General features: G+C 60.2%; 27 protein-coding genes. 17 read left to right on the top strand and 10 right to left on the bottom strand.

Annotation, left to right across the window (positions count from 1 at the left end; translation table 11 throughout):
• Window positions 1–35 precede the first annotated feature (35 nt).
• From OO25_RS12775 to OO25_RS12760, 4 genes are all read left to right on the top strand, one after another.
• Window positions 36–1,235, top strand: coding sequence for an acyl-CoA dehydrogenase family protein (locus tag OO25_RS12775; RefSeq protein ID WP_040180528.1), 1,200 nt, complete (start codon window positions 36–38; stop codon window positions 1,233–1,235).
• A complete protein-coding gene (locus OO25_RS12770; RefSeq protein WP_040180526.1) occupies window positions 1,232–2,377 on the top strand; it encodes an acyl-CoA dehydrogenase family protein in 1,146 nt (381 codons plus the stop codon). Before OO25_RS12775 ends, OO25_RS12770 begins: the two co-directional genes overlap by 4 nt.
• On the top strand, window positions 2,358–2,822 hold the full coding sequence (locus OO25_RS12765; RefSeq protein WP_040180523.1) for a PaaI family thioesterase: 465 nt from the start codon (window positions 2,358–2,360) through the stop codon (window positions 2,820–2,822). The genes OO25_RS12770 and OO25_RS12765 overlap by 20 nt, the downstream gene beginning before the upstream one ends.
• Before the next feature lie 63 nt (window positions 2,823–2,885).
• On the top strand, window positions 2,886–4,391 hold the full coding sequence (locus OO25_RS12760; protein ID WP_040180520.1) for a class I adenylate-forming enzyme family protein: 1,506 nt from the start codon (window positions 2,886–2,888) through the stop codon (window positions 4,389–4,391).
• A gap of 64 nt (window positions 4,392–4,455) precedes the next feature.
• Here OO25_RS12760 and rpe read toward each other — a convergent pair whose 3' ends face one another.
• Complete coding sequence (gene rpe, locus OO25_RS12755; protein ID WP_040180518.1) at window positions 4,456–5,145, bottom strand: ribulose-phosphate 3-epimerase; 690 nt, start codon at window positions 5,143–5,145, stop codon at window positions 4,456–4,458.
• Window positions 5,146–5,321: 176 nt separating this feature from the next.
• Here rpe and phnC point away from each other — a divergent pair, with 176 nt between their 5' ends.
• From phnC to OO25_RS12730, 5 genes are all read left to right on the top strand, one after another.
• Window positions 5,322–6,140, top strand: a complete 819-nt coding sequence (phnC, locus tag OO25_RS12750) for a phosphonate ABC transporter ATP-binding protein (protein ID WP_040171131.1) — start codon at window positions 5,322–5,324, stop codon at window positions 6,138–6,140.
• 57 nt (window positions 6,141–6,197) lie between these two features.
• The gene (gene phnD, locus OO25_RS12745) at window positions 6,198–7,106 is read left to right on the top strand and encodes a phosphonate ABC transporter substrate-binding protein (protein WP_040180517.1); all 909 of its coding nucleotides are present in this window, start codon (window positions 6,198–6,200) and stop codon (window positions 7,104–7,106) included.
• 159 nt (window positions 7,107–7,265) lie between these two features.
• The gene (gene phnE / locus OO25_RS12740) at window positions 7,266–8,135 is read left to right on the top strand and encodes a phosphonate ABC transporter, permease protein PhnE (protein WP_040180514.1); all 870 of its coding nucleotides are present in this window, start codon (window positions 7,266–7,268) and stop codon (window positions 8,133–8,135) included.
• Window positions 8,132–9,502, top strand: a complete 1,371-nt coding sequence (phnE, locus tag OO25_RS12735; protein ID WP_040180513.1) for a phosphonate ABC transporter, permease protein PhnE — start codon at window positions 8,132–8,134, stop codon at window positions 9,500–9,502. The genes phnE (OO25_RS12740) and phnE (OO25_RS12735) overlap by 4 nt, the downstream gene beginning before the upstream one ends.
• A gap of 46 nt (window positions 9,503–9,548) precedes the next feature.
• Complete coding sequence (locus tag OO25_RS12730) at window positions 9,549–10,163, top strand: chloramphenicol acetyltransferase (RefSeq protein ID WP_040180510.1); 615 nt, start codon at window positions 9,549–9,551, stop codon at window positions 10,161–10,163.
• A gap of 43 nt (window positions 10,164–10,206) precedes the next feature.
• Here the strand turns inward: OO25_RS12730 and phnF are convergent, their stop codons facing one another.
• Window positions 10,207–10,941: a phosphonate metabolism transcriptional regulator PhnF gene (gene phnF / locus OO25_RS12725; protein WP_040180507.1), complete on the bottom strand. Its 735-nt coding sequence runs from the start codon at window positions 10,939–10,941 to the stop codon at window positions 10,207–10,209.
• A gap of 108 nt (window positions 10,942–11,049) precedes the next feature.
• Here phnF and phnG point away from each other — a divergent pair, with 108 nt between their 5' ends.
• From phnG to phnN, 7 genes are read left to right on the top strand one after another with little or no spacing between them, the layout of a single operon-like run.
• Window positions 11,050–11,526: a phosphonate C-P lyase system protein PhnG gene (gene phnG / locus OO25_RS12720; RefSeq protein ID WP_052463870.1), complete on the top strand. Its 477-nt coding sequence runs from the start codon at window positions 11,050–11,052 to the stop codon at window positions 11,524–11,526.
• A complete protein-coding gene (gene phnH, locus OO25_RS12715) occupies window positions 11,526–12,122 on the top strand; it encodes a phosphonate C-P lyase system protein PhnH (protein WP_040180506.1) in 597 nt (198 codons plus the stop codon). The genes phnG and phnH overlap by 1 nt, the downstream gene beginning before the upstream one ends.
• 3 nt (window positions 12,123–12,125) lie before the next feature.
• On the top strand, window positions 12,126–13,235 hold the full coding sequence (locus OO25_RS12710; RefSeq protein ID WP_040180505.1) for a carbon-phosphorus lyase complex subunit PhnI: 1,110 nt from the start codon (window positions 12,126–12,128) through the stop codon (window positions 13,233–13,235).
• A gap of 42 nt (window positions 13,236–13,277) precedes the next feature.
• Window positions 13,278–14,135, top strand: a complete 858-nt coding sequence (locus OO25_RS12705; RefSeq protein ID WP_024098421.1) for an alpha-D-ribose 1-methylphosphonate 5-phosphate C-P-lyase PhnJ — start codon at window positions 13,278–13,280, stop codon at window positions 14,133–14,135.
• Window positions 14,135–14,905: a phosphonate C-P lyase system protein PhnK gene (phnK, locus tag OO25_RS12700; protein ID WP_040180503.1), complete on the top strand. Its 771-nt coding sequence runs from the start codon at window positions 14,135–14,137 to the stop codon at window positions 14,903–14,905. Before OO25_RS12705 ends, phnK begins: the two co-directional genes overlap by 1 nt.
• A gap of 9 nt (window positions 14,906–14,914) precedes the next feature.
• Window positions 14,915–15,598, top strand: coding sequence for a phosphonate C-P lyase system protein PhnL (phnL, locus tag OO25_RS12695; RefSeq protein ID WP_040180502.1), 684 nt, complete (start codon window positions 14,915–14,917; stop codon window positions 15,596–15,598).
• A complete protein-coding gene (phnN, locus tag OO25_RS12690; RefSeq protein WP_040180500.1) occupies window positions 15,595–16,167 on the top strand; it encodes a phosphonate metabolism protein/1,5-bisphosphokinase (PRPP-forming) PhnN in 573 nt (190 codons plus the stop codon). Before phnL ends, phnN begins: the two co-directional genes overlap by 4 nt.
• On the opposite strand, the gene OO25_RS12685 is transcribed toward phnN, so the two are convergent.
• Entirely contained in the window at window positions 16,149–16,832 is a 684-nt protein-coding gene (locus OO25_RS12685) for a DUF1045 domain-containing protein (RefSeq protein WP_040180498.1), read from the bottom strand. The genes phnN and OO25_RS12685 overlap by 19 nt on opposite strands.
• A gap of 52 nt (window positions 16,833–16,884) precedes the next feature.
• Between OO25_RS12685 and OO25_RS12680 the strand changes: the two genes are divergently transcribed.
• Entirely contained in the window at window positions 16,885–18,027 is a 1,143-nt protein-coding gene (locus tag OO25_RS12680) for an alpha-D-ribose 1-methylphosphonate 5-triphosphate diphosphatase (RefSeq protein WP_040180497.1), read from the top strand.
• Window positions 18,028–18,100: 73 nt separating this feature from the next.
• On the opposite strand, the gene OO25_RS12675 is transcribed toward OO25_RS12680, so the two are convergent.
• The 7 genes from OO25_RS12675 to OO25_RS12645 are packed head-to-tail and all read right to left on the bottom strand — an operon-like array spanning window position 18,101 to window position 24,644.
• On the bottom strand, window positions 18,101–18,580 hold the full coding sequence (locus OO25_RS12675) for a class I SAM-dependent methyltransferase (RefSeq protein ID WP_014879105.1): 480 nt from the start codon (window positions 18,578–18,580) through the stop codon (window positions 18,101–18,103).
• Window positions 18,581–19,339: a polysaccharide deacetylase family protein gene (locus tag OO25_RS12670; protein ID WP_040180495.1), complete on the bottom strand. Its 759-nt coding sequence runs from the start codon at window positions 19,337–19,339 to the stop codon at window positions 18,581–18,583.
• On the bottom strand, window positions 19,336–20,478 hold the full coding sequence (locus OO25_RS12665; protein WP_040180493.1) for a glycosyltransferase family protein: 1,143 nt from the start codon (window positions 20,476–20,478) through the stop codon (window positions 19,336–19,338). The genes OO25_RS12670 and OO25_RS12665 overlap by 4 nt, the downstream gene beginning before the upstream one ends.
• Window positions 20,475–21,065, bottom strand: coding sequence for a histidine phosphatase family protein (locus OO25_RS12660; RefSeq protein WP_040180492.1), 591 nt, complete (start codon window positions 21,063–21,065; stop codon window positions 20,475–20,477). The genes OO25_RS12665 and OO25_RS12660 overlap by 4 nt, the downstream gene beginning before the upstream one ends.
• Window positions 21,062–22,180: a glycosyltransferase family 4 protein gene (locus tag OO25_RS12655; protein WP_369808860.1), complete on the bottom strand. Its 1,119-nt coding sequence runs from the start codon at window positions 22,178–22,180 to the stop codon at window positions 21,062–21,064. The genes OO25_RS12660 and OO25_RS12655 overlap by 4 nt, the downstream gene beginning before the upstream one ends.
• The gene (locus OO25_RS12650) at window positions 22,177–23,436 is read right to left on the bottom strand and encodes a glycosyltransferase family 4 protein (protein WP_040180491.1); all 1,260 of its coding nucleotides are present in this window, start codon (window positions 23,434–23,436) and stop codon (window positions 22,177–22,179) included. Before OO25_RS12650 ends, OO25_RS12655 begins: the two co-directional genes overlap by 4 nt.
• Window positions 23,433–24,644 carry a glycosyltransferase family protein gene (locus tag OO25_RS12645; RefSeq protein ID WP_175304832.1) on the bottom strand — a complete coding sequence of 404 codons (1,212 nt, stop codon included), beginning with the start codon at window positions 24,642–24,644 and terminating at the stop codon, window positions 23,433–23,435. The genes OO25_RS12650 and OO25_RS12645 overlap by 4 nt, the downstream gene beginning before the upstream one ends.
• Between the last annotated feature and the right edge of the window lie 32 nt (window positions 24,645–24,676).

Here is a 24,676-nt window from a genome sequence, read left to right as displayed (position 1 = left end):
ATAGCAGCCAATCAGCACGGGGAGGTGCGCGGCATATGGATCTGAATTATTCGACCGAGGACCTTGCCTTTCGCGCTGAGGTCCGCGCGTTTTTGGACGCCAAGCTGCCTCAGGATTTGTCGGATGCCGTGCGTCTGGGGCGCGGGTTGGGCAAGGAGGGGCACGATCGCTGGCACAGTATTCTGAATGAGCAGGGCTGGTTGGCACCAACCTGGCCAGAGGAATACGGGGGCTGCGGTTGGAACGCGGTTCAGCGTCATATCTTTGAGGAAGAATGCTGCCGCGCCCATGCGCCACGCATCGTCCCCTTCGGACTGACCATGTTGGCGCCTGTTTTGCAGAAATTTGGTTCCGACGAACAGCGCGCCCATTTTCTACCAAAGATCCTTTCGGGGGAACATTGGTGGTGTCAGGGGTATTCCGAACCGGGTGCGGGTTCTGATCTTGCCAGTCTGCGCACCCGGGCCGTTCGTGACGGGGATCATTACGTGGTCAACGGGCAGAAAACCTGGACCACGCTCGGCCAATACGCCAACTGGATTTTCTGTCTCGTGCGGACCGACCCGGACGCGAAACAGCAGGAGGGCATTTCCTTTCTGCTGATCGATATGGATACGCCCGGTATTGAGGTGCGACCGATCATCCTGCTTGATGGCACCCGCGAGGTGAACGAAGTCTGGTTCACCGATGTGCGGGTGCCGGTTGAAAACCTGGTTGGCGAGGAAAACAAAGGCTGGACCTACGCGAAGTATCTGCTGACCCATGAGCGTACGAATATCGCAGGCGTGGGGTTCAGCCAGGCGGGGTTGGAAGCGGTGAAGCGGCTCGCACGTCAGCAGATCCATCGTGGCCGCCCGCTGATTGAGAACCCGCATTTCGCGGCGCGGCTGGCCCGCGCAGAAATCGACCTGATGGCTATGGCGACCACCAATCTGCGCATCATCTCTGCCGCCGCCCAAGGTCAGGCTCCGGGCGTGGAGAGTTCGATGCTCAAAGTGAAAGGCACCGAAATCCGTCAGGAAATCAACGATCTGGCGCGTCGTGCTGCTGGCGCTTACGCGCTTCCCTTCGCGTCCGAGGCTTTGGCTGGCGACAACAGCACCCTTGCTCCGCCGGAGGGCAGCGACACCGTTGCGGCGCAGTATTTCAACAATCGCAAGTTGTCGATCTTTGGCGGTTCGAACGAAATCCAGAAAAACATCATCGCTAAGGTATCGCTGGGAGGCAGGTCATGAACTTTCAGCTGACGGACGAGCGGCAGATGTTGCAGGATAGCCTGCGTCGGTTTCTTGCGGACCGCTATACGGTGGCTGCGCGAACCGAGGCGATTGCGGATCCTTCGGGGTATTCCCCTGCGATTTGGACACAACTGGCTGACTTGGGCGTGCTTGGCGCCTTGTTGCCCGAAGCGGTCGGCGGATACGGCGGCGCTGGCTTTGACATTGCGACGGTCTTTGAAGAGTTGGGTCGTGCGGGTGTGGTTGAACCGGTCCTTGATTCAGCAGTGCTCTGCGGTGCCTTGTTGTGCGGGCCAGGTGATGCGCAGCCGTCGCGCCGTGATCGGGAATATCTTGAGCGGCTGGTTGCGGGAGACCTGCAATTGGCCTTCGCCCATGGGGAGCCGACCAGCCGCTACGAGCGCACTTGGGTCGAGACCACCGCGACTGGTGATGGGCAGGATGTTGTCCTGACGGGCCGCAAAACCGTGGTGGTCAATGCTGAGGCGGCGGAGCTGTTGATTGTCTCTGCGCGCGAAGGAGGAGCCTCTGGTGACCGCGACGGCCTGTCACTGTTTCTCGTTGACCCGCAAGCGGCTGGGGTGCGCATGCAGGGCAGCGCGCTGCTGGCCGGCGGCAGAGCCGCAGAGGTTGAGCTGGACGGTGTCCACCTGCCGCACTCAGCGCGTCTTGGTACAGCAGGCGGGGCCGCTACCCGGATCGAGACCGCATTGGCTGCAGCGGAGGTTGCGCTGGCGGCAGTGACCCTTGGTGCGATGGAAACGGCTACGCGGCTGACCATGGATTATCTCACGACGCGACGACAATTCGGGCGGCCAATCGGGACGTTCCAGGCGCTGCAACATCGTGTTGCTGAGATGTTGATTGAGGTCGAACAGGCGCGCTCTGCGGTGATCAATGCCGCGGGCCACCTTGAGGATACCCCGCAGACACGCGACCGCCACATTGCGGCTGCACGCAATCTCATTGGTCGAACCGGGCGTCAGATCGCCGAAGAGGCAATCCAGCTGCATGGCGGCATTGCAATGACCGCAGAATATGAGCTGGCCCATATCGCCAAACGCATCGTGATGGCGGAACATCGCTTCGGCGACGCGGACACTCAGCTGGAGCGGTTCATTGACCTCTCGGCAGCCTGATCCGATATCGTCAACCAACTCGCCGGAGGGCGGAGAGGCGCCGGTGCCAGTCAAACGGATCATTGAGGATCCGGGCTGCCAGCAGCTGGTCGGCTATCGCACTGAAATTGACACGCGCACTGGAGCCTGTCGTGCCTCACTGGAGCTCGCACCGCAACATCTCAACCGCAATGGTCTGTTGCATGGTGGCATCGTTGCGACATTGATGGACGTGGTTTGCGGCAATACTGCCTCGCAGCATTTCGATGCGCTGGCGCACCCGCCGGTGGTCACCGTATCGTTGACCCTCTCTTATGTGACTGCTGCACGCACGGGCCGGGTTGAGGCCACCGCCAAGGCAACCGGTGGCGGCGCATCGTTGGCCTATGTCGCAGGCGAACTGGTGGACAGCGGTGGCCAAGTGCTCGCCACGGCAAGTGGCGTATTCAAAAGGATACGCGGCTGACGCGCGCCCATTGTTTCTGCGTCGGGTGCCCGACACGGCCCATAAAATCACAGGGGATGATCCATGACGCTATGGCACGAATACCTTGAAGCGCACGCGCGCCAACGCCCCACGGCCCCGGCTTTTGGCGACAGTGGTGGCGCGCGCTGGACCTATGGTGACCTCGCGCGGGCCTGCGACGCATTACGGACACATCTGGCCGACCTAGGTGTCGGGCCGGGTGATCGGGTGATGCTGCTTTGCGAGAATTGCTGCACCGCGGTCGCGGCGTTGTTTGCCACATCACAGTTGGGAGCCGTGGCGGTTCCGGTCAACGCCCGGATGAGGGCGCCTGAGGTGGACCGGATCTTCGCTCATGCCAAGCCTGTGGTGGTTCTGCTGACCGCTGCGGCCTCGCCTGACGCGGCCGCCCATGCCAGCCGTCTCGGCGCGCAGGCTATTGAAGGCGACTTTGGCCGCCTGCATGTTGTTTCTCAGGATGCAGATGGCAGATCCCACGTGCAGATACCCGAGGGGTTGGCGGTACTCCTTTATACGACAGGTACCACCGGCGATCCGAAAGGGGTGATGCTAAGCCACAACAATCTGAAGTTCGGCGGCGGTGCCTCGGCACGGTTGCGCGATATGACCAGCGAGGATGTGGTCTACGGTGTGTTGCCCCTTAGCCATGTGTTTGGCCTTGCGTCGGTTTTAACTGCTTCCGTGATGATCGGAGCCGAGGTGCGGCTTGAGACACGGTTCACGCCGGAGCGTTTTTATCAGGCGCTCCGGTCCGGGGTCACGCTGGTCTCTGCGGTGCCACAGATGCATGCGCTGGTGATGCAATATGCCAAGGAGCAGGGGCTGGACCACCTCGGCAGTCCGGATTTGCGCTATGTGTCGTCCGGTGCTGCGCCGCTGGATCCCGATTGGAAACGTCGGGCCGAGGCGTTTTATGGCGTTGCCTTGCAAAACGGATACGGCATGACCGAGGCAACCGCAGGCATCTGTGCCACACGCAACGGTTTGGGTGACCCTGATACGTCGGTTGGTCCACCGCTGCCCGGTGTTGATCTGCGTCTGGATCAGAGCGTTCCGGGTGGTGGCGATGGGTTGGGAGAGATCTGCCTGCGGGGCGGCAATGTCATGCTGGGATATTTCGCCAACCAAGAAGCCACGCAAACCGTCCTTGATCCAGCGGGCTGGTTGCGCAGCGGCGACATCGGGCGTTTGGACGAAAATGGCAACCTTCATATTGACGGGCGTGCCAAGGAACTGATCATCCACGGCGGCTTCAATGTCTTTCCGCCAGAAGTCGAAGCGGCGCTGAACGCCCACCCGCAGGTGGTTCAATCCGCTGTAGTCGGTCGCCCGCAGGGCGGAGATGAGCAGGTGGTTGCCTTCGTAGAGGTGGCGGTTGGGGATGAGCCAACGGTGAGTGAATTGCGTGCCTTCGTGGCGGAGCAGCTTGCAGGCTACAAACGGCCCGGTCTCTTCATCCTGACGGAGCAGCTGCCAGCCGCACCGACAGGGAAGATACTGAAGCACGTGCTGCTGTCACATTTTGCGGATCAACTGCCCGCCGTATGATCCCACAAAGAAATAGAGGCGCCCGACAGGACGCCTCTTACTCAGGGGATCTGCCCGCTGGGTCTTATGCCCAGACACCGCTTGCAGCGGCGCGGATGTTGCGAATGTTCTCGCCGTAGACCTCGAGGTTGTCGACAGAGCCGCCTTTGAAGACGGCGGAGCCCGCTACAAGAACGTCGGCACCGGCTTCGGCAACCAGTGGTGCGGTTTTCGGATCAACGCCACCGTCAATCTCGATATGGACCGGACGATCCCCAATCATCGCTCGCAGGCTGCGGATCTTGCTGGTCATATCAATGAATTTTTGCCCGCCAAAACCGGGGTTGACGGTCATCACGCAAATCAGGTCGGTCAGGTCAAGGAGATGCGCCACTGCCTCAGCAGGGGTGCCGGGGTTGAGTGCGACACCGGCTTTCATCCCGGCAGCACGGATCGCCTGCAGGGTGCGGTGGATGTGGGGGCCTGCCTCAACATGGGCGGTCAGTACATCGGCGCCCGCATCTGCATAAGCGTCAATATAGGGATCAACCGGTGCGATCATCAGGTGGACGTCCATCACGGTTTTCACATGGGGGCGAAAGGCCTTAACCGCCATCGGACCAAAGGTGAGGTTGGGCACAAAATGCCCGTCCATCACGTCGATATGGACCCAATCGGCCCCCTGGGCTTCGATGGCCTGAATCTCTTGGCCAAAATTGGCAAAATCGGCGGACAGGATAGACGGTGCAATCTTGATGGAGCGGTCGAAAGACATGGCAGCGGTTCCTTGGGTTCATGGACAGCGTTTCGCCGCCATATAGCGGCTTGGAGGCTGCGCGCCTAGGGGGCAGTGGTGGGCACGAGGGATGGCGTTACAAAAGCTTCACCGCGATGACACACAAGTTTTGATCTCTCCCCTTAGGCAGTCCGAGACAGAGACGGGAGCCTCAGGTGCTGCGAATTGACAAACTGACCAAGAGATTCGGCGATAAAATCGCGGTGGATACCGCCACGCTGGATATCGATAAGCCTTGCATGATCGGCATCATCGGCCGGTCCGGGGCTGGTAAATCCACGCTGTTGCGCATGATAAACCGGCTCGGTGATGCCAGCGAGGGGCGGATCCTTTTCGAAGGGCGAGACGTGACCCAATTGCGCGGCAAGGAGAAGCGCGCCTGGCAATCGGATTGCGCGATGATCTTTCAGCAGTTCAATCTGGTGCCGCGCATGGATGTCGTATCCAACGTGCTGCACGGTACGCTCAACCGACGCTCAACCTTGGCGACGCTGTTCAATCTCTATCCGATGGATGACATCCACCGTGCGATCGACATTCTTGATCGGCTGGGCATTGCGGAACACGCCGCCAAACGGGCAGAGGCACTCTCCGGCGGTCAGCAGCAACGCGTCGCTATTGCCCGCGCCCTGATGCAGGATCCGGCGATCATTCTCGCCGATGAACCGATTGCCTCACTGGATCCGATGAACGCACAGACCGTGATGGAGGCCCTGCGCCGTATCCATGAAGAGGATGGCCGGACTGTGATCGCGAATCTGCACACGTTGGACACGGCGCGCCGCTACTGTGACCGCGTTGTTGGCATGCGCGATGGGCGTATCGTCTTTGACGGGCTGCCAGAGCAACTGACCACGGGTGTTGCCCGCGAAATCTATGGCGCCGGTGATGATTTCTCCGAAGCCGCCACCTCCACCGAGATTGAGACCCTGAACCGTACCAAACCGCGCCGTCAGCCAGCTGTGGCTGTTTGATCGCATTTCCAAACCCGGCCGCGTCTGTGCCGGGATGACCAACCAGAGAGATTGAATATGAAAAACCTGTTTGCTGCCATTCTGGCGACCACAGCCCTGACCGCACCCGTTCTGGCAGATACCTCGGAGATTCAGGAATTCCGCATCGGTATTCTCGGTGGCGAGAATGCTCAGGATCGTTTGAACAACAACGAGTGTCTGCGCCAGAAAACCGAAGATCTGCTTGGTGTTGAAACCAAGCTCTTTGCCCCAGCGGATTACAACGGTGTCATTCAGGGCCTGTTGGGCGGCACCATCGATATGGCATGGTTGGGCGCATCGGGTTACGCCAAGACCTACCTGAGCGATCCGGCGGCTGTTGAGCCTATCCTCGTGAAGGTAAACAACGATGGTGGCTACGGCTACTACTCCGTTGGTTTTGCCCGCAAGGACAGCGGCATCACATCGCTGGACGACATGCAGGGCAAGACCTTTGGTTTTGGTGACCCGAACTCCACCTCCGGGTTCCTGATCCCCTCAATCGAGATCCCTGAAGCAACAGGGGCGACGATGACGTCGGGAGACTATTTCGGTGAAGTGAAATTCACCGGCGGCCATGAACAGACCATCGTTGCGGTCGCGAATGGCGATGTGGATGCGGGCGTCAGCTGGGCCGACGGCCTGGGGGAGTGGGAAGATGGCTTCAACTCCGGCGCGCTGCGTCGGGCTGTTGATGCGGGCCTCGTTGACATGAATGATCTGGTGCAGATCTGGCAGTCGAAGCCGATCCCCGAAGGTCCGGTGGTTCTGCGTACAGAATTGCCCGAGGATGTAAAACTGAAGATGACCGGCCTGATGGCATCCCTGAAATCAATGGATGCGGAGTGTTTTTACGGTGTCGCAGCAGGCGAGGCCAAAGGTTTCATGCCGATCACCCATGACGCCTATGAGGTGATCATCGAAGCGCGGAAATTGAAGTCCAACTAATTTCAGCACCAAAGCGTGCGGGGGCGGAGCGTGAGCATCGCCCCCGCCATTTTGACGGCCAATTGCCAAGAGCCCGCACAGGTCAGCGAAGATGCTCATCCGATAGCGTCACTGTCCCGCAGGCTGTTGACACAGTTGCTGCCACACAGGATCCCAGTCATGACACATGCAACAGTCTCGGCCCGGCCAGTGGCTGATATACAGGCCGATTATCAGGCATTAATCCAGCGAAAACGCTTGTATGGCGGGGTCATTCTGGCGGTATTTGTCGCCATGATGGCAGCCGGTTTCCGGATTGCAGATGATCGCAATGCCGGCTCATTCTGGAATGGCATTACCCATGTTTTCGACTACCCCTCCGAGGTGCTGTCAGAAGCGGTTGAGAAGCTCTTCCTGCTGCCGACACATGTTTTGCAGTTCTTCCCCGCGCTGATTGAGACATTGAATATTGCGGCCGCGGCCACGCTGATTGGTTTGATTTTCGGCACTGTTCTGTCGCTGTTGGCGACGCGGGGTCTGGCCCACTGGCCTGCCTTGATCCCGGTCTTTCGCCGGTTGTTGGATATCTTCCGCGCGATCCCGGAAATCGTGATCGCGCTGGTTCTGATCTTTCTACTGGGTGGCGGCCCTGTGCCTGCGATGATTGCGATTGCAATCCACACGGCAGGGGCGCTGGGTAAACTGTTCTCGGAAGTGAATGAAAATGCATCCTTGAAACCGGTCGAAGGGCTGGCCTCTGTCGGTGCTGGCTGGGCGCAGCGCATGGTGTTGGGCGTTTTCCCTCAGGTTGGCCCAAACTATGTCAGCTACGCGCTCTTGCGGTTTGAAATCAATATTCGGGCTTCGGCGATCCTCGGTTTCGTCGGGGCCGGCGGCATCGGGTATGAGCTGCGCAACGCGATGTCCTGGGGGCAGGGACGCTACGACGAAGCTGCTGCAATCTTTCTTCTGCTGTTTTTCACCATCGTCCTGGTGGATCAACTGTCGGGCCTGCTGCGTGACCGGTTGACCCACGGAGCCAAACAATGACGACTTTTGACACGACCGTCCCGCCGACCCTGCGCAAATTGGATATGGAACGCCTGTTCATACGCAAGCGCGCCTTGAGCCTGGCGTTGCCGCTGTTGGTGCTTGCCTATCTTGCCTATGTGTTCGTCGCCTTTGATGTGGCGGGGCTGGCCGAGCGGATGAACCCGAAGAATGCGCGCACATTGGTGGCGGACAGCTACAGTTATAAGACCCACGTCACCCGCGACAATCGCAGCGGTGCCGTCAGCGTGGCCGTTGAGGGAGAGCGCAAGGGCGCCTATCCGGACGGGCAGTCTCCGGAGTGGGTGACGCTCCCCGATACCTCTTCGCAGGTGACGATCATCGACCTCGAAGATGGCTATGAGGTCCGGTTCGGTCCTGAGACCATCACCTTTGACATACCCGGCTATGGCACGATCCGCGCAACGCCAAGCCGCAGCGCCGGTGTGCAGGCGGAATTCCCGGCGGGGGAATTGCCGGATTGGATCAATGCCTCCAAGAACCGGCTGGCCGTCACCACGGACGCCGGGCGCCTGACAGTGACCCGCAACCGGGCGGAGGTGTTTCGCTATTTTGCCGGTTGGGAGCTGTTTTTCTTTACCTTGGACAGCCCGTACCATGGCATGGGCATCGGTGAGTTGATGACGCGGGCTGCAACCGGCGAAGCCGGTGCGATTTTTCATGATGTCTGGACCAATAAGATGTGGCGTCATCAGGATGTCGCCTGGGCGATTTTTGAAACACTTCTGATGGCATTTCTGGGAACGATGGGGGCGGGTCTGATTGCGCTTCCGCTGGCCTTTGCGGCCACCCGGAATTTCATGCCGCTGCGCGCGGTTCGCTTTGCCACCCGTCGCGTGTTTGACTTTGTGCGCGGGGTGGATTCGCTGATCTGGACCGTTGTTCTGGCACGGGCCTTCGGTCCTGGCCCGCTGACTGGGGCGCTGGCAATTTTGGTGACGGACACCGGAACCTTCGGTAAGATCTTCTCCGAAGCACTGGAAAACGTCGATCAGAAACAAATCGAAGGCGTCGCCTCAACCGGCGCCAAGCCGGCGCATCGCTACCGGTTTGGCGTGATCCCGCAAATTACACCGGTCTTGCTTAGTCAGCTGCTCTACTTTCTTGAGTCGAACACCCGCAGCGCGACAATTATTGGCGCCATCACCGGTGGTGGCATCGGGTTGCTACTGACGCAGGCAATCATCACCCAGAAAGACTGGGAAGAGGTCGCTTACTACATCGTATTGATCATCCTCATGGTGATGTTGATGGACTGGCTCTCTGGCTGGCTTCGTCGCCGCCTGATCAAGGGAGAGCCGGGTCGTAAGGCGCGCCGCCAAGGGGCCGCGATGTTGCTGCCCTGATTGTCGGGGCTTCGTCTCACTGATGTATCCCAATGAAAGCTATCAGATGCCTCGTCTCTCTGCCGATCACCCGTATCGGCACCCCAATTGTGCCATCACCAACAGCCAGTTCGGCGCATTTGTCGAAATCGGCGCAGACAGTCGCGTGCTGAACAGCCGGTTTGGCGACTACAGCTATTGCGACAGAAACTGCGATATCGCCAATGCGGAAATTGGGAAATTCTCCAATATCGCCAGTGCAACCCGGATCGGGGCCACCGACCATCCCCTGCAAAGGGCTTCCTTGCACCATTTCCTCTATCGGTCGTCAAGCTATTGGGATGGTGTGGAGGATGACGCAGCTTGGTTTGATCATCGGGCCAGTCGTATGGCGCATATTGGGCGTGATACCTGGATCGGTCACGGCGCGCTGATCAAGCCCGAGGTAACGGTCGGCCATGGTGCAGTTGTGGCGTCGGGTGCGGTGGTGACCAAGGACGTAGCCCCCTATACGATTGTCGGGGGTAATACGGCCCGGCTGATCCGCCGCCGATACACTGAGGCCGTCGCTGAACGTATGATGGCGTTGGCGTGGTGGGACTGGGAGGACACCCGATTGAAGGCCGCAGTTCCCGATTTTCGCCTGCTGAGCGCTGAGGCGTTTCTGGAGAAATATGCTTAGCCTCCGTCGGGGCCGATCTTAGGTCCGTGTGTGTCGTTGCCGACTAACCGCGATCCGCTTTGCCGCTATTTGGGTCGCTGACCGTCAGGGTGACGCGGTCTCCCGCAAACCAAGTACGCCCGAATTCAACCGGGTCACCGTTTGGTCCGGCGTTGATACCGGTGGTTCGCAAGATTGGGCTGCCTTCGGAAATCTTCAGATGCAGGGCCTGTGTCGCAGTTGCAAGCTTGGCAGTGATACGGGTCTCGACCCTGGTGAAATCAGCAACGCCACAGTGTTTCAGCGCTTCCGTTACTGACTGGGTCTCTTTCAGTGCGGCAAGCAGATCCGGGAAGCCGTCTGCCGGAAAGACGCTTTGAAACAGCGCGATGGGTTCACCATCCGCCAGGGACAGCCCGTCGTAGACATGGACGGCGGCACCGGGATCAAGGCCCAACGCCTCTGCTTCGCGCGGGCCGGCGGCGCGGGTCTCTAGCGTCAGGATCCTCTTGGCGGGAATGCGCCCCAGACGGGCAACGTTCTGGTGAAACCGCACCCGTTTGCCAATCGGATACTCCGTCGGCTGCGCAGCGACGAAGACGCCGGCCCCCCGTCGGGCATGGACCAACCCCTGATCTGCCATCTCAGACAAGGCGCGCCGCACAGTGTGCCGGTTGACGCCGAAACGACCCGCAAGCTGGACTTCGGGCGGGAGCTTGTCACCGGTCTGATATCGTCTTTGCGCGATGTCGTCGGTGAGGCTGATGGCTATGGATTTCCAGACTGGAGTGCGGGCCATGTCATGAAACTTTCACAAGGTTGTCGTTGCGTGGTGACGGGCAATTCGGCTAACATTTGTCTAGTTGTATAGATTAACTAGACAAACAAGCCAAGAGGCTTAGACAAGATGAACAGTGAAAAGAGCATGACAGCGGGTGAGAATGGCAATCACGCCAACCGCAAGGCGTGGATGAGCCTGCTGGCCACGGCAGACGCAAAAGCGCTGCAAGATCTGTGGCAGGACTACGGATGCAATCCCGATCACACATGGCTTCGTCCGCCGGAGGTTGGTGGCGTCATGGTCCAGGGACGTATGGGGGCCAGCGGCGCGCCCTTCAATCTGGGTGAGATGACTGTCACGCGCTGCGCGCTGACACTGCCGGATGGCACTGTCGGGCACGGATATGTGCAGGGGCGCAGCAAGGGTCAGGCAGAGACTGCGGCCAAGGTCGATGCGCTGATGCAGACAGGCGCAGCAGAGGATGTTCGTCGCCAGATTCTGTCACCGCTTGAGGCTGCAAGGCAGGCGCGAAAAATGAGCCGAGCTGCAAAAGCCGCTGCGACAAAAGTTGATTTTTTCACCATGGTGCGAGGGGAAGACTGATGTCGTCACAAACCCAGACGTCTCATTTCTCCGGAGGTTTCACCGCTCCGCCGATCCAGTCAGCAAAAGCGTTTCGCGCTGCGATGACCGCCATGGCGCGGCCCGGTGAGATCAAAGCCATTACTGGCGCCACTCCTCCCGAAGGGCTCTCGGTTGCGGCAGGATGCCTGTTGTTGACGCTCTGCGATCCAGATACGGGCCTCTATCTTGCCTCCGACGTGGACCGCCCGGCTGTGCGGGACTGGATTACCTTTCACACAGGCGCGCCTTTTGTCAGGCCGGAACAGGCTGACTTCGCCATCGGCGGATGGTCGGCACTGGCGCCGCTGGATTGTTATCGCATCGGAACGTCGGAGTATCCGGATCGCTCGGCGACCCTGATTGTGGAGTTGCCGTGCTTTGACACGCCCAACGCCGAGTTGCGTGGCCCCGGCATCAAGTCCAGCACCGAGATTTGGCTGCCAGACGCCGGTCCGTTTCAGGCCAATTCCATGCTCTTCCCACTTGGCTTTGACACCTATTTTACCGCCGGTAGCCAGGTTTCTGCGCTGCCCCGATCCAGCCGGATCACGCCGCTTTCCAATAAAGGAGGCTAAGACATGTATGTAGCCGTAAAAGGGGGCGAACGGGCGATTGACAACGCCCATGCCTGGCTCGCCGAGGAACGCCGTGGAGACACTTCTGTGGCGGAGTTGAGCCTAGCCCAGATCCGCGAACAGCTTAGTCTTGCCGTCAATCGTGTGATGGCGGAGGGCTCGCTCTATGATCCTGATCTGGCGGCACTCGCGATCAAGCAGGCGCGCGGGGATCTGATCGAAGCGATCTTTCTGATCCGCGCCTATCGCACCACCTTGCCACGGTTTGGCACGACACGGCCGGTTGAAACCAGCCGCATGGCCTGCGACCGCCGGATCTCTGCAACATTCAAGGACGCGCCGGGTGGACAGGTGCTGGGGCCGACGTTCGACTACACCCACCGGCTTTTGGATTTCAAACTCGCGGCGGAGGCCGATGCAGAACATCAGCCGCAGGCGCAGACAGCCGAGCCTAGGGATGAACACACCCCGCATATTCTGTCCTTCCTTGACGGTGAGAACATCATTGAGCAGGAACCCCAAACAGATGCCGAACCGGGTGATTTGACGCGGGAGCCGATGTCATTTCCGGCGAGCCGGGCGGTGCGTCTGCAGTCGCTGACCCGAGGCGATGAGGGCTTTATTCTTGGCATGGCCTATTCGACCCAGCGTGGCTATGCGCGCAACCATGCCTTCGTGGGTGAGTTACGTATCGGCGCCGTGCCGGTGGAGATGGAGATCCCCGAACTTGGCTTCGCCATCGAGATTGGCGAGGTTGAGTTGACGGAATGCGAGACTGTGAACCAGTTCAAAGGATCGAAAACCGTGCCTCCGCAGTTCACCCGTGGCTACGGGCTGGTGTTCGGTCAGTCAGAACGCAAATCTATCGCCATGGCGCTGGTCGATCGCGCCCTGCGCTGGGAAGAGCTCGGTGAAGACAACCTCGGCGCCCCCGCGCAGGACGAAGAGTTTGTCCTGAGCCATGCGGATAATATTCAGGCCACCGGTTTCCTGGAGCATATCAAGCTGCCGCACTACGTGGACTTCCAATCCGAATTGGAACTGGTCCGCAAGCTGCGCCGCGAGGCAGCAGAGTTGGCAGAACAAATGGCAGCACGGGAGGCGGCACAATGAACGGCGTATGCCACAGGGCCGATTTCAGGAAAGGTGCCCAAGATGTCTGACTATAATTTTGCCTACCTTGACGAACAGACCAAGCGGATGATCCGCAGGGCGATCCTGAAGGGGCTGGCGGTGCCGGGCTATCAGGTTCCATTTGCGAGCCGAGAAATGCCCATGCCCTACGGCTGGGGCACGGGTGGCGTGCAGGTCTCTGCTGCGACGTTGACACCAGATGACACGCTGAAGGTGATCGACCAAGGGGCCGACGACACCACCAATGCGGTGTCGATCCGGAAGTTTTTTGAAAACACCGCAGGCGTGGCCACCACCGAGGAAACCGCAAAGGCCAGTGTCATCCAGACCCGCCACAGGATCCCGGAGGCTGAGCTGAGTGAGGATCAAATCCTTGTCTATCAGGTGCCGATCCCGGAGCCCTTGCGCTTTCTTGAGCCGCGCGAAACCGAAACCCGCAAGATGCACAGCTTGCAGGAATACGGATTGATGCACGTGAAACTTTATGAGGATATCAGCCAACACGGCGCCATCGCGACCTCCTATGCGTATCCGGTGAAGGTCGCGGATCGCTATGTTATGGATCCGTCTCCCATTCCAAAGTTCGATAACCCCAAGATGAACATGGCGGCGATCCAGCTGTTTGGCGCGGGGCGTGAACAGCGCATCTATGCCGTCCCGCCTTATACCGAAGTGGTCTCACTCGACTTCGAGGATTACCCGTTTGAGGCCAGCAAGGCAGATCATCCCTGCGATCTCTGCGCGGCGGAGGACAGCTATCTGGATGAGGTGATCCTGGATGATGCGGGGAACCGGATGTTTGTCTGCTCCGACACGGACTATTGCCGATCCCGGCGTGACGCGGGCCATCTCGGCCGCCTGAGCGAGGAGGCCGCGTGATGACGCCGCTGTTGCAAGTAAAAAACCTGGCCAAGATGTATGGCGCGCGGATTGGCTGCACGGATGTGAGCTTTGATCTCTATCCGGGCGAAGTCATGGGCATCGTCGGGGAAAGTGGGTCGGGAAAATCGACCCTGTTGAACAGTATGGCCGGGCATTTGACGCCGGATCGGGGTGAGGTGATTTTTGATACCCGTTCTGACGGACCTGTGGACACGGTCACCATGTCGGAACCGGCACGTCGCATGCTGGGGCGCACGGATTGGGCCTTTGTCCATCAGCATGCGCGCGACGGTTTGCGCATGTCTGTGTCAGCTGGTGGTAATATCGGTGAGCGGTTGATGGCGGTGGGGGATCGCAACTATGGCAACATCCGTGCCAATGCGACGGATTGGCTGGGCCGGGTCGAGATCGCCGAAAGCCGGATTGATGATCGGCCCTCCGCTTTCTCAGGTGGTATGCAGCAACGGTTGCAGATTGCCAGGAATTTGGTCACCGGACCGAGGCTGGTCTTCATGGATGAACCCACGGGCGGGCTGGATGTTTCGGTACAGGCGCGACTGCTGGATTTGCTACGCAGCCTGGTGCGCGAGATGGGGCTGAGCGCGATCATCGTGACCCACGATCTCGCGGTGGTGCGGCTTTTGGCGGATCGGCTAATGGTCATGAAAGACGGCCATGTCGTCGAGACAGGTCTGACCGATCAGGTGTTGGACGATCCGCAGCATGCCTACACCCAATTGCTGGTTTCCAGCGTACTTCAGGTCTGAGGATCCGAGATGATTGAACTTCAAAACGTGAGCAAGAGCTTCATCTTGCACAATCAAGGCGGCGCGGTCATCCCGGTCATGGAAGGCGCGAGCCTGCAGGTTGCGGCAGGGGAGTGTATTGGCCTTACGGGTGCGTCCGGAGCCGGAAAATCGACCCTGATGCGGGTGATTTACGGCAACTACCTGGCCGCCTCCGGGACGGTCATGATCGGTGGAGTGGATGTCGCTAGGGCAGCACCCCGCGAAATTCTGTCGCTGCGACGCGAGACGCTGGGCTATGTGAGCCAGTTTCTGCGGGTGGTGCCGAGGGTGCCGACACTGGATGTCGTGGCGGAGCCGCTCTTGGCTGTTGGGGTTAATCCGGCGGCGGCGCGCGACCGAGCAGCAACACTGCTCGCGGGGCTGAACATTCCCGAACGCCTTTGGCAGCTCAGTCCGACAACATTTTCCGGTGGGGAACAGCAGCGGGTGAACATCGCGCGGGGTTTTGCCCATACCTATCCTGCGATGTTGCTGGATGAGCCGACCGCGAGCCTTGATGCGAAAAACCGCGCCACGGTTTTGAGCCTGATCGAGGAGGCGAAGGCGCGCGGCGCGGCCATCATTGGAATTTTCCATGATGAGGCTGCGCGCGAACAGGTCTGTGATCGCTTTGTCGATGTGTCCGCCTTCACACCGAAGGCCGCCCTATGAGTCCGGGATCAATCAAAGCACCGGTGATTGCTGTGGTCGGCCCGTCCGGCGTCGGCAAGGACAGCCTGATGGAGGCGCTACTTAAGCGCATTCCGGGCTTGGTGAGGCAGCGCAGGATCATTACCCGCGCACCGGAACTCGGCGGGGAAGACTACGACGCTGTGACAGAGGATCGGTTTGCAGCGCTTTGTGTCGCGCCGGGTTTTGCCCTGCACTGGGAAGCGCATGGGCTACGCTATGCCATACCGCGGGATATTGACGAGCTGCGCAATCGGGCCTCGGGTGTTCTGGTGAACCTCTCACGCAAGGTACTGCTGGAGGCTGAGGCGGCCTTCGGCACGTTGGTTATTCTTTCTGTCACGGCAACACCCGAGGTGCTCGCCGAACGGCTTATGACGCGCGGGCGTGAGGATCGCGCGGAGATTGAGCGCAGGCTTGCCCGTGCGGCAACACCTATGCCTGCCGGATTGTCGCAGGTGATTGAGATCGACAACAGTGGTCAGTTGGAAGAGGCGGTCCAAGCAGCGGAAACCGCCCTGATGCCCTGGCTTCAGCCGGAAAGGGTGTGACGATGCAGCAGGTGAAACCGTCCGTCGCTGTCCTCACCAACCAAAGCCAGATCGCCAATGACAAAGGGCGTTGGCAGCTGGGGAACCAAACGATCCTGCAACACAGACTCTATGGCAGGCAGCTCCGCTTTGGGCCGCTTGCCGCTCAAGGTGATGTGGAAGCGGAAACTGTCGCCTACATAAGGGTAGCCCCATGTCACCAGCGCTTGTTCCTGTGCGGGAGACAACCCACTGGCGCGTCGTTTCTCCAGCTCATCAAGTGTGGCGGGGGCGCGAAATTCATCCAGATCGCGAACGCAGTCAAATGCAAGACGGTTCAACCCCAATTGATCCCCGCGCGGGCACAGGGCGAGGAAACGGCCAAGTCGGGTCAGGGACAGCCCGTCCAGTATCACCGGTTTTGCAGCAGAGGCGAACTGCGCAAACCGCTCGGCCAGCGCGTCAAATGTCGTACCCTCCGCAAGCCGAAACGGTGGCTTTATGGTCGCGTGCAGCCCGTATTTGCGCGGCACATCGGTGATGGCCGCCACGTCGAGGCCGGTGCCGGTGGGATGGTCCAACGGAGATCCCTCATGCACGTCCCAACCCAGCCAACTGGATGCAAACCGGCTCCATTCCGCCTGTGCAGGCGGGACATAATAGATCGCGTATCGCGTGACTGTCACAATGGCCTCCTAAGTGTGGCCCGTTCTATAGCTCAAATTGTGTGAAATTCAGATGACAGAACCTTTGATCCTTGCCAATGCCACTCTTGTCCTTCCCGGTGAAACCCGCGTCGGCTCCATTACCCTGACAGAGGGGGTGATCACTGACATTGCGGATGGCGCATCCGTTCCCAAGGGCGCTGTTGATCTTGACGGTGATTATCTTTGCCCTGGTCTTGTGGAACTGCACACGGATAATCTGGAACGCCATATCCAACCCCGCCCCAAGGTAGATTGGCCCCACGCCGCAGCGATTATCGCACATGATGCTGAGCTGGCAGGCACCGGTATCACCACAGTTTTCGATGCGATGCGGGTGGGCTCCATCAAAGCGGCGGAATCCCGATATGGTGCATATGCGCGCAGCCTTGCAAGCGAGCTGCTTGAGTTGCGCGAGCAGGATGCGCTGAAAATCAGCCATTTCCTGCATCTGCGCGCCGAAGTCTGTTCTGAGACGCTTGTTAAAGAGCTGAACGAATTTGGTGAGGCCGACCGTGTCGGCCTTGTCTCCTTGATGGATCATACTCCAGGGCAGAGACAGTTCCGTGATATGTCGAAGCTGGAAGCCTATGTCAAAGGCAAGCACGGCTTTGACGACGATGGTTTCAAGGCGCATGTCGCCGGGTTGAAGCGCATGCGCGACATCTACGGTGATCTGCACGAGGTGGAGGCCGTGAAGGCCGCGCGCCGCTTTGGTGCGGTCCTGGCAAGTCATGATGATACAACCGCAGAGCAGGTGGCGGTGTCCGCCGGTCACGGTATCCATTTGGCGGAATTTCCCACCACGGTAGAGGCCGCGCGGGCCTGTCACGACCATGGTATCAAGGTGATGATGGGGGCACCTAACCTGATCCGGGGGGGATCGCATTCCGGCAATGTCGCAGCCAAGGATCTGGCACAGCTGGAACTCCTTGATGTGTTGTCCTCGGACTATGTGCCTGCGGCCCTGTTGCTGGCGGCAGCGCAGCTTGGCGAACTCTGGGGCGATTTTGCGCGTGGTCTGGCAACGGTCACTTCGGCCCCGGCGGATGCGGTCAATCTTACGGATCGTGGGCGTATCGACATTGGCAAGCGGGCGGATTTGATCCGCTTTCGAATGCGGGCTGGCGTTCCAGCGCTGGGTGCGGTCTGGTCGCGTGGCAATCGTGTCGCCTGATCCTAGGGTGTAAGATGCAACAAAAAACGCCCCGGACTGTTCCGGGGCGTTTTTTTCGAGCATCGCGGGGCTCTCATCTCACCTGATAGAAAAGATAGCGCCCAGGAGGTATCCCTTGCGGGCCGTCCAGCTCATCAAATCCGACGAGGGGCTGACCAGAAACGATGATCCCTCCCTGTGCCATCACAGCCGCAATCGCCGGGGAGAGAGCGGCGGCTTCGGCAATGTCTTTTTCTTTCACACCAAAACCAAGGTCGTAATGGGCCAATATGATCGGGCTGCGTTCCTGTGCCAGCTTGTCCAGCATCGGGCGCGCCTCGCCTTGCAGGAAATCAGCCTCTGGCGGCACACAGGAGGGGTGGCATTGCAGCACCCGGTCAATAACGCGAACCCGCCGGTCCGGCAGTGTTTCGCGCAGGTGATCATAGGTGCGCCCGTTGCCCAAACCGATGTCGAGCACATCCCCGGCAAGGTTGCGAACCTGCTCTGCGGCCCAATTCAGCCCATCCCGCTGCGCGGTCAGACGGCGCAGCATGGAATCCAAGCGGCTCATTCAGATAATCCTTTCATCAAATACCCAGGCGCGCCCCGGACCATCCAGCAGGCGCCGCATCACATCCTCGCAAAATCCCCAGGTCGCATCATCCTGCACCAGATGATGGGTCAGGATGCCGTAGGGTTCGGCGACATCGGCGTGCCCCTTACGACGCGCGGCAAGCTGTGTCACCAGCTGTGACAGCAGCAGCGTTGGCGCTACAAGCCCGCGCGAGCCCTTCCAGTCAATCGGGTCGAGGTGGGTGTTGATCTGCCAGAGCCCCGGTGCCGCTTTTGCTCGGCGGCGCGGGGTGAAGGTCGACAGGGCGCTGTAGCCCAACCCCGCGAGCCAGGGTTCGACGTCGGGATCTATCCGGTTCCAGGGCGGGACAAACATGGGTCGCAGCCGGTCACCCAACAGGTCGCGCAACCGGTTCAGAGCATTTTCAGCGTCCTCCAACACATCGTCGATTGGACGGTGGGTGCCAAATTCCGCCTTCTTGTCACCGGTGCCTGCGTGGTTTTCATGCGCCCAGCCATGCACGACGGGCACCAATGTATCCACGTGCGCCAACCGGGCGGCAAGGGCGGGCGTGGCATCACGCGCAACAATCGCAAGATGGGCGGGCAGGGCCAGGCGTTCTGACAGCTCAATCAGTCGGTCCAACTGGGGCGTGGGGGCAATAGCGTCGTCGTCGCGCCACCAGATTGGCAGGATCAACCCATCGTCCTGCCATCGAGAAAGCTCGCGGTCCAAACTGGTCCAATCCGGTGTCATGCACGCTCCTTTGCCAAGTTGCACGCAATCTCTACCGTTCGGGCGGCGCCGTCAAACCGGAAGCCATCTGTCGGTCGGGCAGGGGCGGAGATGACGTCCTCCAATGCCGCGCAAAGCAACTCCGGCGTCAAATCGGCGGCAGCCAGAGAGGTGATGCCGTCGAGTGGTGTGAGACTGGCGGCACGCAGAGATTGCTCCACTTCGTTGCCCGCATCAAAGGGAACAATCACCGCAGGCACACCGGTCTGTAGCAAGTCCAGTGCGGTGTTGTAGCCGCACATGCTGACTGAGGCGGCAGCGCCCTGCAGCATCTGGCGAAAGTCTGGCCGCGCTGGCTCCAGAATAGCATCCGTCTCGCCATCCTTCGCTTTTAGATGCGCGATTTCCTCCGCTGCATTATTTCCGCCTATCAGGATGCGCCATCGCAGGGCCGGTCGCAATTTGGCGGCTTTTGCAGCAACCCGATAAAGTGCAGACCCAACGCTGCCGCCACCGGCGCTGACAAGGATCTCGCCTTTGCCAACACCCTCAGGATGCGGCACCGGCGCAGCTGGAGCAACGTATCCCGTGTAGTGAAGTTTCTCCGAGATTTCGGGTGTCACCGGCCATGAGGCCTCCAACCGGGTGGCCTGCGGGTCGGAATGCACCAGCATGCCGTCGTAATGTGCCGTCAGGATAGTAGCGGCATCCTCCGCCTTCTTGGGTTTTGAAGGCGGTGCGAGAATGTCGCGTATTGATGCCAGAATGACCGGAGGTCTGGGCAGAGTGTTGGCCGTATCCAAAAGTGCCAGAAACTCCCGCTTCAGGCTGCGCCGACCGAAGGGAAACAACTCGGTGATCAGGATATCGGGTTCGACATCTCGAAGTGTATCGCAGAGCTGTTCAACACGATTGTTGAGATAGGTGTCGTCCGCCTGCTCGCCGGTTGGAGCCAGCAATCTGTTAAACGCCACGCCGTCAGAGCGCAGCGGCGGCAGCTGGATCAGATCGACGCCGCTGTGATCAAGGTGGGGTGCGGGTCCGCCGCCCGATACCACATAGGTCCGATGTCCGGCAGCGGCGAAGGCACGACCCAGCGTCAGGGCACGGGACAGATGTCCTGTGCCCAACAGATGCGTCACGGCAATCAGAACTTTCATTCCGCAGCCCGTTTGCTGAGGCGCACTGGTTCGGCAATGGGCGTGAGCGTGCCGTTGCCATCAATCTCCACTACGAACAATCGATTGCGCTTGATCTGAAACGGGGCGGGGCCGTCAAAATTCCAGCCATGAGCCCGGGCGAGGATCATCCGCATGATGCCGATATGGCAGACTGCAACGGTGTCTTCTGTCAGATGCGCAAGCCAAGGGGAGATCCGCTCCCAGACCTCCTGCGGGGTTTCCCCACCGGGCGGGCGGTAGTGCCACCCCCAATTTTCAATGTCGCGAAACCCGCTGGTTGGATCGGATTTAAGCTCCTTGCCGTGTTGCCCTTCCCAGTCGCCCCAGTTCATTTCAATCAGGGCTGGGCTGGTTTTAGGCGGGCGCCCTGCGACCAGCTTCGCGGTTTCAGCCGCGCGTTTAAGGGGGCTGGACCAGAGGGACGCCCGATCCCATGGCGCGGGGAGGGACTGCGCGGAAAGTTCAGCGTGGGCAGTGTCGTCCAGCGAGATGTCACTGCGCCCCTGTATGCGGCCGGCGCGGTTCCAATCGGTGTGGCCGTGGCGCAAGAGAGCAAGCCTGATCATGATGGGATCTCCAGCAAGGGTGAAAGGGCTGACCACAAACGTTGTGCGGCCGCCGGTGCAAGGTGCCGGTCTGCGATCCGGCTGCGAACACGGCTCGCCTGTCGGTCACACAGGGCGGGATTATCAAGTACCTGTATCAGTGCTTGTGCATACCCCTCGGATCCGCTGTTCGGTTGCGGTGTGAGTGCAGGGAGCTCCCACCTGGTGACAACGTCACGCAGACCCGGGCGGTCTTGTGCCAGGACCGGAACCCCGTGGGACTGGGCCTCCAGATAAACCATCCCGAATGCCTCGTTGACGCCTGGCCAGACAAAGATGGAGGCTTGTCTATAGAACATGCCCAAGGCGTCCCGGTCTAACTCCCCCAGAAAACGCACTTTGTTGCCAAAGCGCGACATCATCTGCTCTACCTCGGATCGGGCCGGGCCGTCTCCGACGATATCCAGTCGCCATGGTCGCGACACCTGAGCCAGCGCGTCGGCAAGAAGGCGATAAGACCTGAGTTTGTCACCCTCCCTCATCATACCGACACAGAGCATGGCGCCGGACCGGTCACTGGGCTCCGGCAATCGATGATCCGGCAGAAACGGCGGCAGGTGAACCAGATGCTGATCGCGATACCTGTCCCGCAACAATGTCTGGTGGTCCTGCTGCGTCAGATAGAAAATGACAGAGGCTACGTCCGCTGCGTCATGGGCGGCTTGGGCAAACTCGGACCAAGGACCCGACAGGCGCTTCTTGGCTCGCGTCGACTCCACTTGCACGTAGGGGATCGCAAGTCGTCGGGCGACGGTTGGTCCGATTAGATCGGGCGCTTTGTAATAGTTGTGGTAGGTCAGCCAGAGATCCGGTCGCTCCGCTTTTGGCGCCGTTGCTATCTCGGTACAGATGCGGTCGACTTCCTGCGCCGCCTTGGCGCGCAGAATTGCCTGACGCTCTACATCGCCTGATTTGTCGAAGATCCGCAGTTCGCTGGCCAATGTGACCACCGCGCCAGAGACAGAGAGCAAACCCATCAGGTTTCGCGCCATTTCGCGGTCGCCGGAGGGGACCGGATGGCGCGGCGATTTCATTGGCGCGTAAAAGGCTATAGTTCGGCCCTGGCCAAGCGTCATGCGTTTTGCATCATGAGGGTCAGCCGTTCCGACAGGCGTGCTATACCGGGGTCCATTCCGAAATCGCTGCGCAGCCGACCCAAGGCAGCCTCTGCCATGCGGGCCGCCTGCTCGGGGTTCCGACTGAGGATCAGGATGGCTTCAGCCAAAGCCTCCGGCGTGTCCTCGCTGAGCAGGCCATGGGTGCCGCTTTCGATGAACTCTGGGATAGCTGATACTGCCGTGGACAGGATCGGCAGACGCTGGGAGGCGGCTTCCATCAGCACATTGGGCAAGCCGTCCCGATCACCATCACGAGCAATACGACTGGGCAGGACGAACAGATCGCAGGCGCGCATGGCGGCGATCACCTCGGGCTGATCGCAGGCGCCGCGCCAAGTGATGCGGTCCGCGACCCCGACGTCCTCGGCGATACCCTGCAACAAATCCCGCATGTCACCACCGCCGATATGGGTCCAATGCCAATCCATACTTTTCGGCAGAAGCGCCAGCGCACCGATCAACCGGTCAAAGCCTTTCTTTTCGACCAGCCGCCCCACTGACATCAGGTGCAGCGGATCGCCCGGTGCGCGCCATTTACGCTGCGGGGGCGAGGGGAACCGTGACAGATCAAGTCCGTGGTAGATTAGATCAACGCGGTCACTGCGGTCTGCCATGTCCTGCAGGTGTTTCGCACCAAATCCGGTGCAGGTCGCACCAAAGGTGGCCCCATGGCTCTTGGCCGCCAGTTTCTCCTGCAGTTCCCAATCAGGGGAGGTCCAGATGTCCTTGGCGTGGGCCGAAAAACTCCACGGCAGGCCGCGCATAATTGCCGCATAGCGCGCGACAGAAGACGGCGTGTGCAAAAAATGTGCGTAGAGACCGAGCACCGTGTCGGGCATTTCAGCAGCCAGAACACAGGCCTGGCCAAAGCGGCGAATTCGGTTGCGGGTTGGATCGCGACGCAGATCTTCGCGCCAAATCCGATAGGCCGTCTGGTAGCCAGGCATCGTTTTGGCCTGACCCCGCGCGGCCCAAACGCGATCTGGCTCCTGATAGAGATACTCCGGCAGATAATGGACTGCCGCAGTCAGTTTTTCGTGCAGGGGGTGGCGTTTCACATCTGTGGGATGGCGCAGAGACCAGATCTCGAACTGATGACCTGCCGCTTCCAACGCGACCAGCTCCTGCGCAATGAAGGTTTCAGAAAGACGTGGCCAGCCTTTTACAACAACGGCAAGGGGCGGGCGGGATGGCGCGGTTGATCCGGTAGTCATTCGTCAGCCTTTCCGTTGGTGCCATGCAGCAGCGCATCGACACGGTCGGTCACGTAGTCCAGCCCGTCCAGCAAGCCGTCCGGGATCGCAGCGGAGGGGGGCGGCTGATCGGCAAGCGCGCGAATGGCCCGGATCATTGCCTCAGGCGTCCAACCGTCGCGGCGTTCGTCGAGCATCGCTGTCAGTCCAAGCTCTTCGGCGCGGCTTGCCCGGATCCATTGCTCAAGTCGCGGTGTGGTGCGCGGAACGATAACGGCGGGTTTGTCAAAGGAGAGCACTTCGCAAAACGTGTTGTAACCGCCCATGCAGACAACCCCTTGAGCGCCTGCAAAGAGGGTTTCGATCTCGGATTCGAAACCTACCGCGGTGACCCGACCGTCAAGCGCGGCCACGCGGGTCTCGAATTCGGTTCTGGTGTCGCCGGACAGAAACGGGCCGTAGACCAGCATCGCGCGCGGCGCCAGGTCCGGATCCCGTTCATAGGCGGTCAGCACGAGATCCACCATCATCGCGCCGTCACCACCACCGCCGGGAGTAATCAGCACATAAGGTTGCTCGGGTGGTGTGCCCAGATCACCCAGATCGCGGCGCAGATACCCGGTCCAGTGCATGCGCGCCTGCGCCTCAGAGCTGAGCGGAAGCCCGGCTGTCGGATCATAAACGGAGCGGATGCCGTAGACCCAGATCTCATCATAGAACTGTTCGGTGGCCGCAACTGCATCCTTGCGCGCCCATTCAGCGGCCAAGACCTCCGGTTCATCCAGCACGTCGCGCAACCCAAGGATCAGCTGTGTGTTTCCATTGGACTTCAACTCGTTGAGGGTAGGCAGCAATTCCCCGCGAAATCCTGTCGGTTCCTTGTCAACGATCAGCACATCGGGGGCGTATTGCAGCGCGGTTGAACGGATCAGCCCGGCGCGCAGAGATGTGGTCTCTTCAATCGACATGCCCATCGTGCGCGACGCATAGGAGCCGTCCGAGCGTTTGATTACGCCGGGCAGTCGCACATGGTCGACCCGGGAGGGAAAGGCGAAACGCCCCGCCACAGGAGAACCGGTCAAGATCAGAGCTGAGGCCGTCGGATCAGCATGGGTGATCGCGCCTGCCAGTGCCCGAGACCGCCTCAGATGGCCCAGCCCGAAGGTATCGTGGCTGTAGAGCATGACACGCGCCCCGCGAAGGGCGCTGGAGGGGGCGTTGGCTGTCATAGCTGGGCCTGCGTCTGGAGAGAGGGAAGGGT

The organism is Phaeobacter sp. S60 (assembly GCF_000826845.1).
GTDB classification, from domain to species: domain Bacteria; phylum Pseudomonadota; class Alphaproteobacteria; order Rhodobacterales; family Rhodobacteraceae; genus Phaeobacter; species Phaeobacter piscinae.
The sequence above is the reverse complement of the archived record's forward strand: the minus strand, read 5'-3'. Positions and strand labels throughout refer to the sequence as shown.

Excerpts from the sequence above, each read along its gene's own strand:
- phnK (WP_040180503.1), top strand. The coding sequence starts at position 14,135 with ATGACGCCGCTGTTGCAAGTAAAAAACCTGGCCAAGATGTATGGCGCG.
- OO25_RS12650 (WP_040180491.1), bottom strand. The coding sequence starts at position 23,436 with ATGACTACCGGATCAACCGCGCCATCCCGCCCGCCCCTTGCCGTTGTT.
- OO25_RS12760 (WP_040180520.1), top strand. The coding sequence starts at position 2,886 with ATGACGCTATGGCACGAATACCTTGAAGCGCACGCGCGCCAACGCCCC.
- OO25_RS12770 (WP_040180526.1), top strand. The coding sequence starts at position 1,232 with ATGAACTTTCAGCTGACGGACGAGCGGCAGATGTTGCAGGATAGCCTG.
- phnD (WP_040180517.1), top strand. The coding sequence starts at position 6,198 with ATGAAAAACCTGTTTGCTGCCATTCTGGCGACCACAGCCCTGACCGCA.
- OO25_RS12660 (WP_040180492.1), bottom strand. The coding sequence starts at position 21,065 with ATGATCAGGCTTGCTCTCTTGCGCCACGGCCACACCGATTGGAACCGC.
- OO25_RS12680 (WP_040180497.1), top strand. The coding sequence starts at position 16,885 with ATGACAGAACCTTTGATCCTTGCCAATGCCACTCTTGTCCTTCCCGGT.
- phnF (WP_040180507.1), bottom strand. The coding sequence starts at position 10,941 with ATGGCCCGCACTCCAGTCTGGAAATCCATAGCCATCAGCCTCACCGAC.
- OO25_RS12665 (WP_040180493.1), bottom strand. The coding sequence starts at position 20,478 with ATGAAAGTTCTGATTGCCGTGACGCATCTGTTGGGCACAGGACATCTG.
- OO25_RS12655 (WP_369808860.1), bottom strand. The coding sequence starts at position 22,180 with ATGACGCTTGGCCAGGGCCGAACTATAGCCTTTTACGCGCCAATGAAA.
- phnE (WP_040180513.1), top strand. The coding sequence starts at position 8,132 with ATGACGACTTTTGACACGACCGTCCCGCCGACCCTGCGCAAATTGGAT.
- OO25_RS12670 (WP_040180495.1), bottom strand. The coding sequence starts at position 19,339 with ATGACACCGGATTGGACCAGTTTGGACCGCGAGCTTTCTCGATGGCAG.
- rpe (WP_040180518.1), bottom strand. The coding sequence starts at position 5,145 with ATGTCTTTCGACCGCTCCATCAAGATTGCACCGTCTATCCTGTCCGCC.
- OO25_RS12675 (WP_014879105.1), bottom strand. The coding sequence starts at position 18,580 with ATGAGCCGCTTGGATTCCATGCTGCGCCGTCTGACCGCGCAGCGGGAT.
- phnH (WP_040180506.1), top strand. The coding sequence starts at position 11,526 with ATGTCGTCACAAACCCAGACGTCTCATTTCTCCGGAGGTTTCACCGCT.
- OO25_RS12705 (WP_024098421.1), top strand. The coding sequence starts at position 13,278 with ATGTCTGACTATAATTTTGCCTACCTTGACGAACAGACCAAGCGGATG.
- phnG (WP_052463870.1), top strand. The coding sequence starts at position 11,050 with ATGAACAGTGAAAAGAGCATGACAGCGGGTGAGAATGGCAATCACGCC.
- phnL (WP_040180502.1), top strand. The coding sequence starts at position 14,915 with ATGATTGAACTTCAAAACGTGAGCAAGAGCTTCATCTTGCACAATCAA.
- phnE (WP_040180514.1), top strand. The coding sequence starts at position 7,266 with ATGACACATGCAACAGTCTCGGCCCGGCCAGTGGCTGATATACAGGCC.
- OO25_RS12645 (WP_175304832.1), bottom strand. The coding sequence starts at position 24,644 with ATGACAGCCAACGCCCCCTCCAGCGCCCTTCGCGGGGCGCGTGTCATG.
- OO25_RS12730 (WP_040180510.1), top strand. The coding sequence starts at position 9,549 with ATGCCTCGTCTCTCTGCCGATCACCCGTATCGGCACCCCAATTGTGCC.
- OO25_RS12710 (WP_040180505.1), top strand. The coding sequence starts at position 12,126 with ATGTATGTAGCCGTAAAAGGGGGCGAACGGGCGATTGACAACGCCCAT.
- phnN (WP_040180500.1), top strand. The coding sequence starts at position 15,595 with ATGAGTCCGGGATCAATCAAAGCACCGGTGATTGCTGTGGTCGGCCCG.
- OO25_RS12775 (WP_040180528.1), top strand. The coding sequence starts at position 36 with ATGGATCTGAATTATTCGACCGAGGACCTTGCCTTTCGCGCTGAGGTC.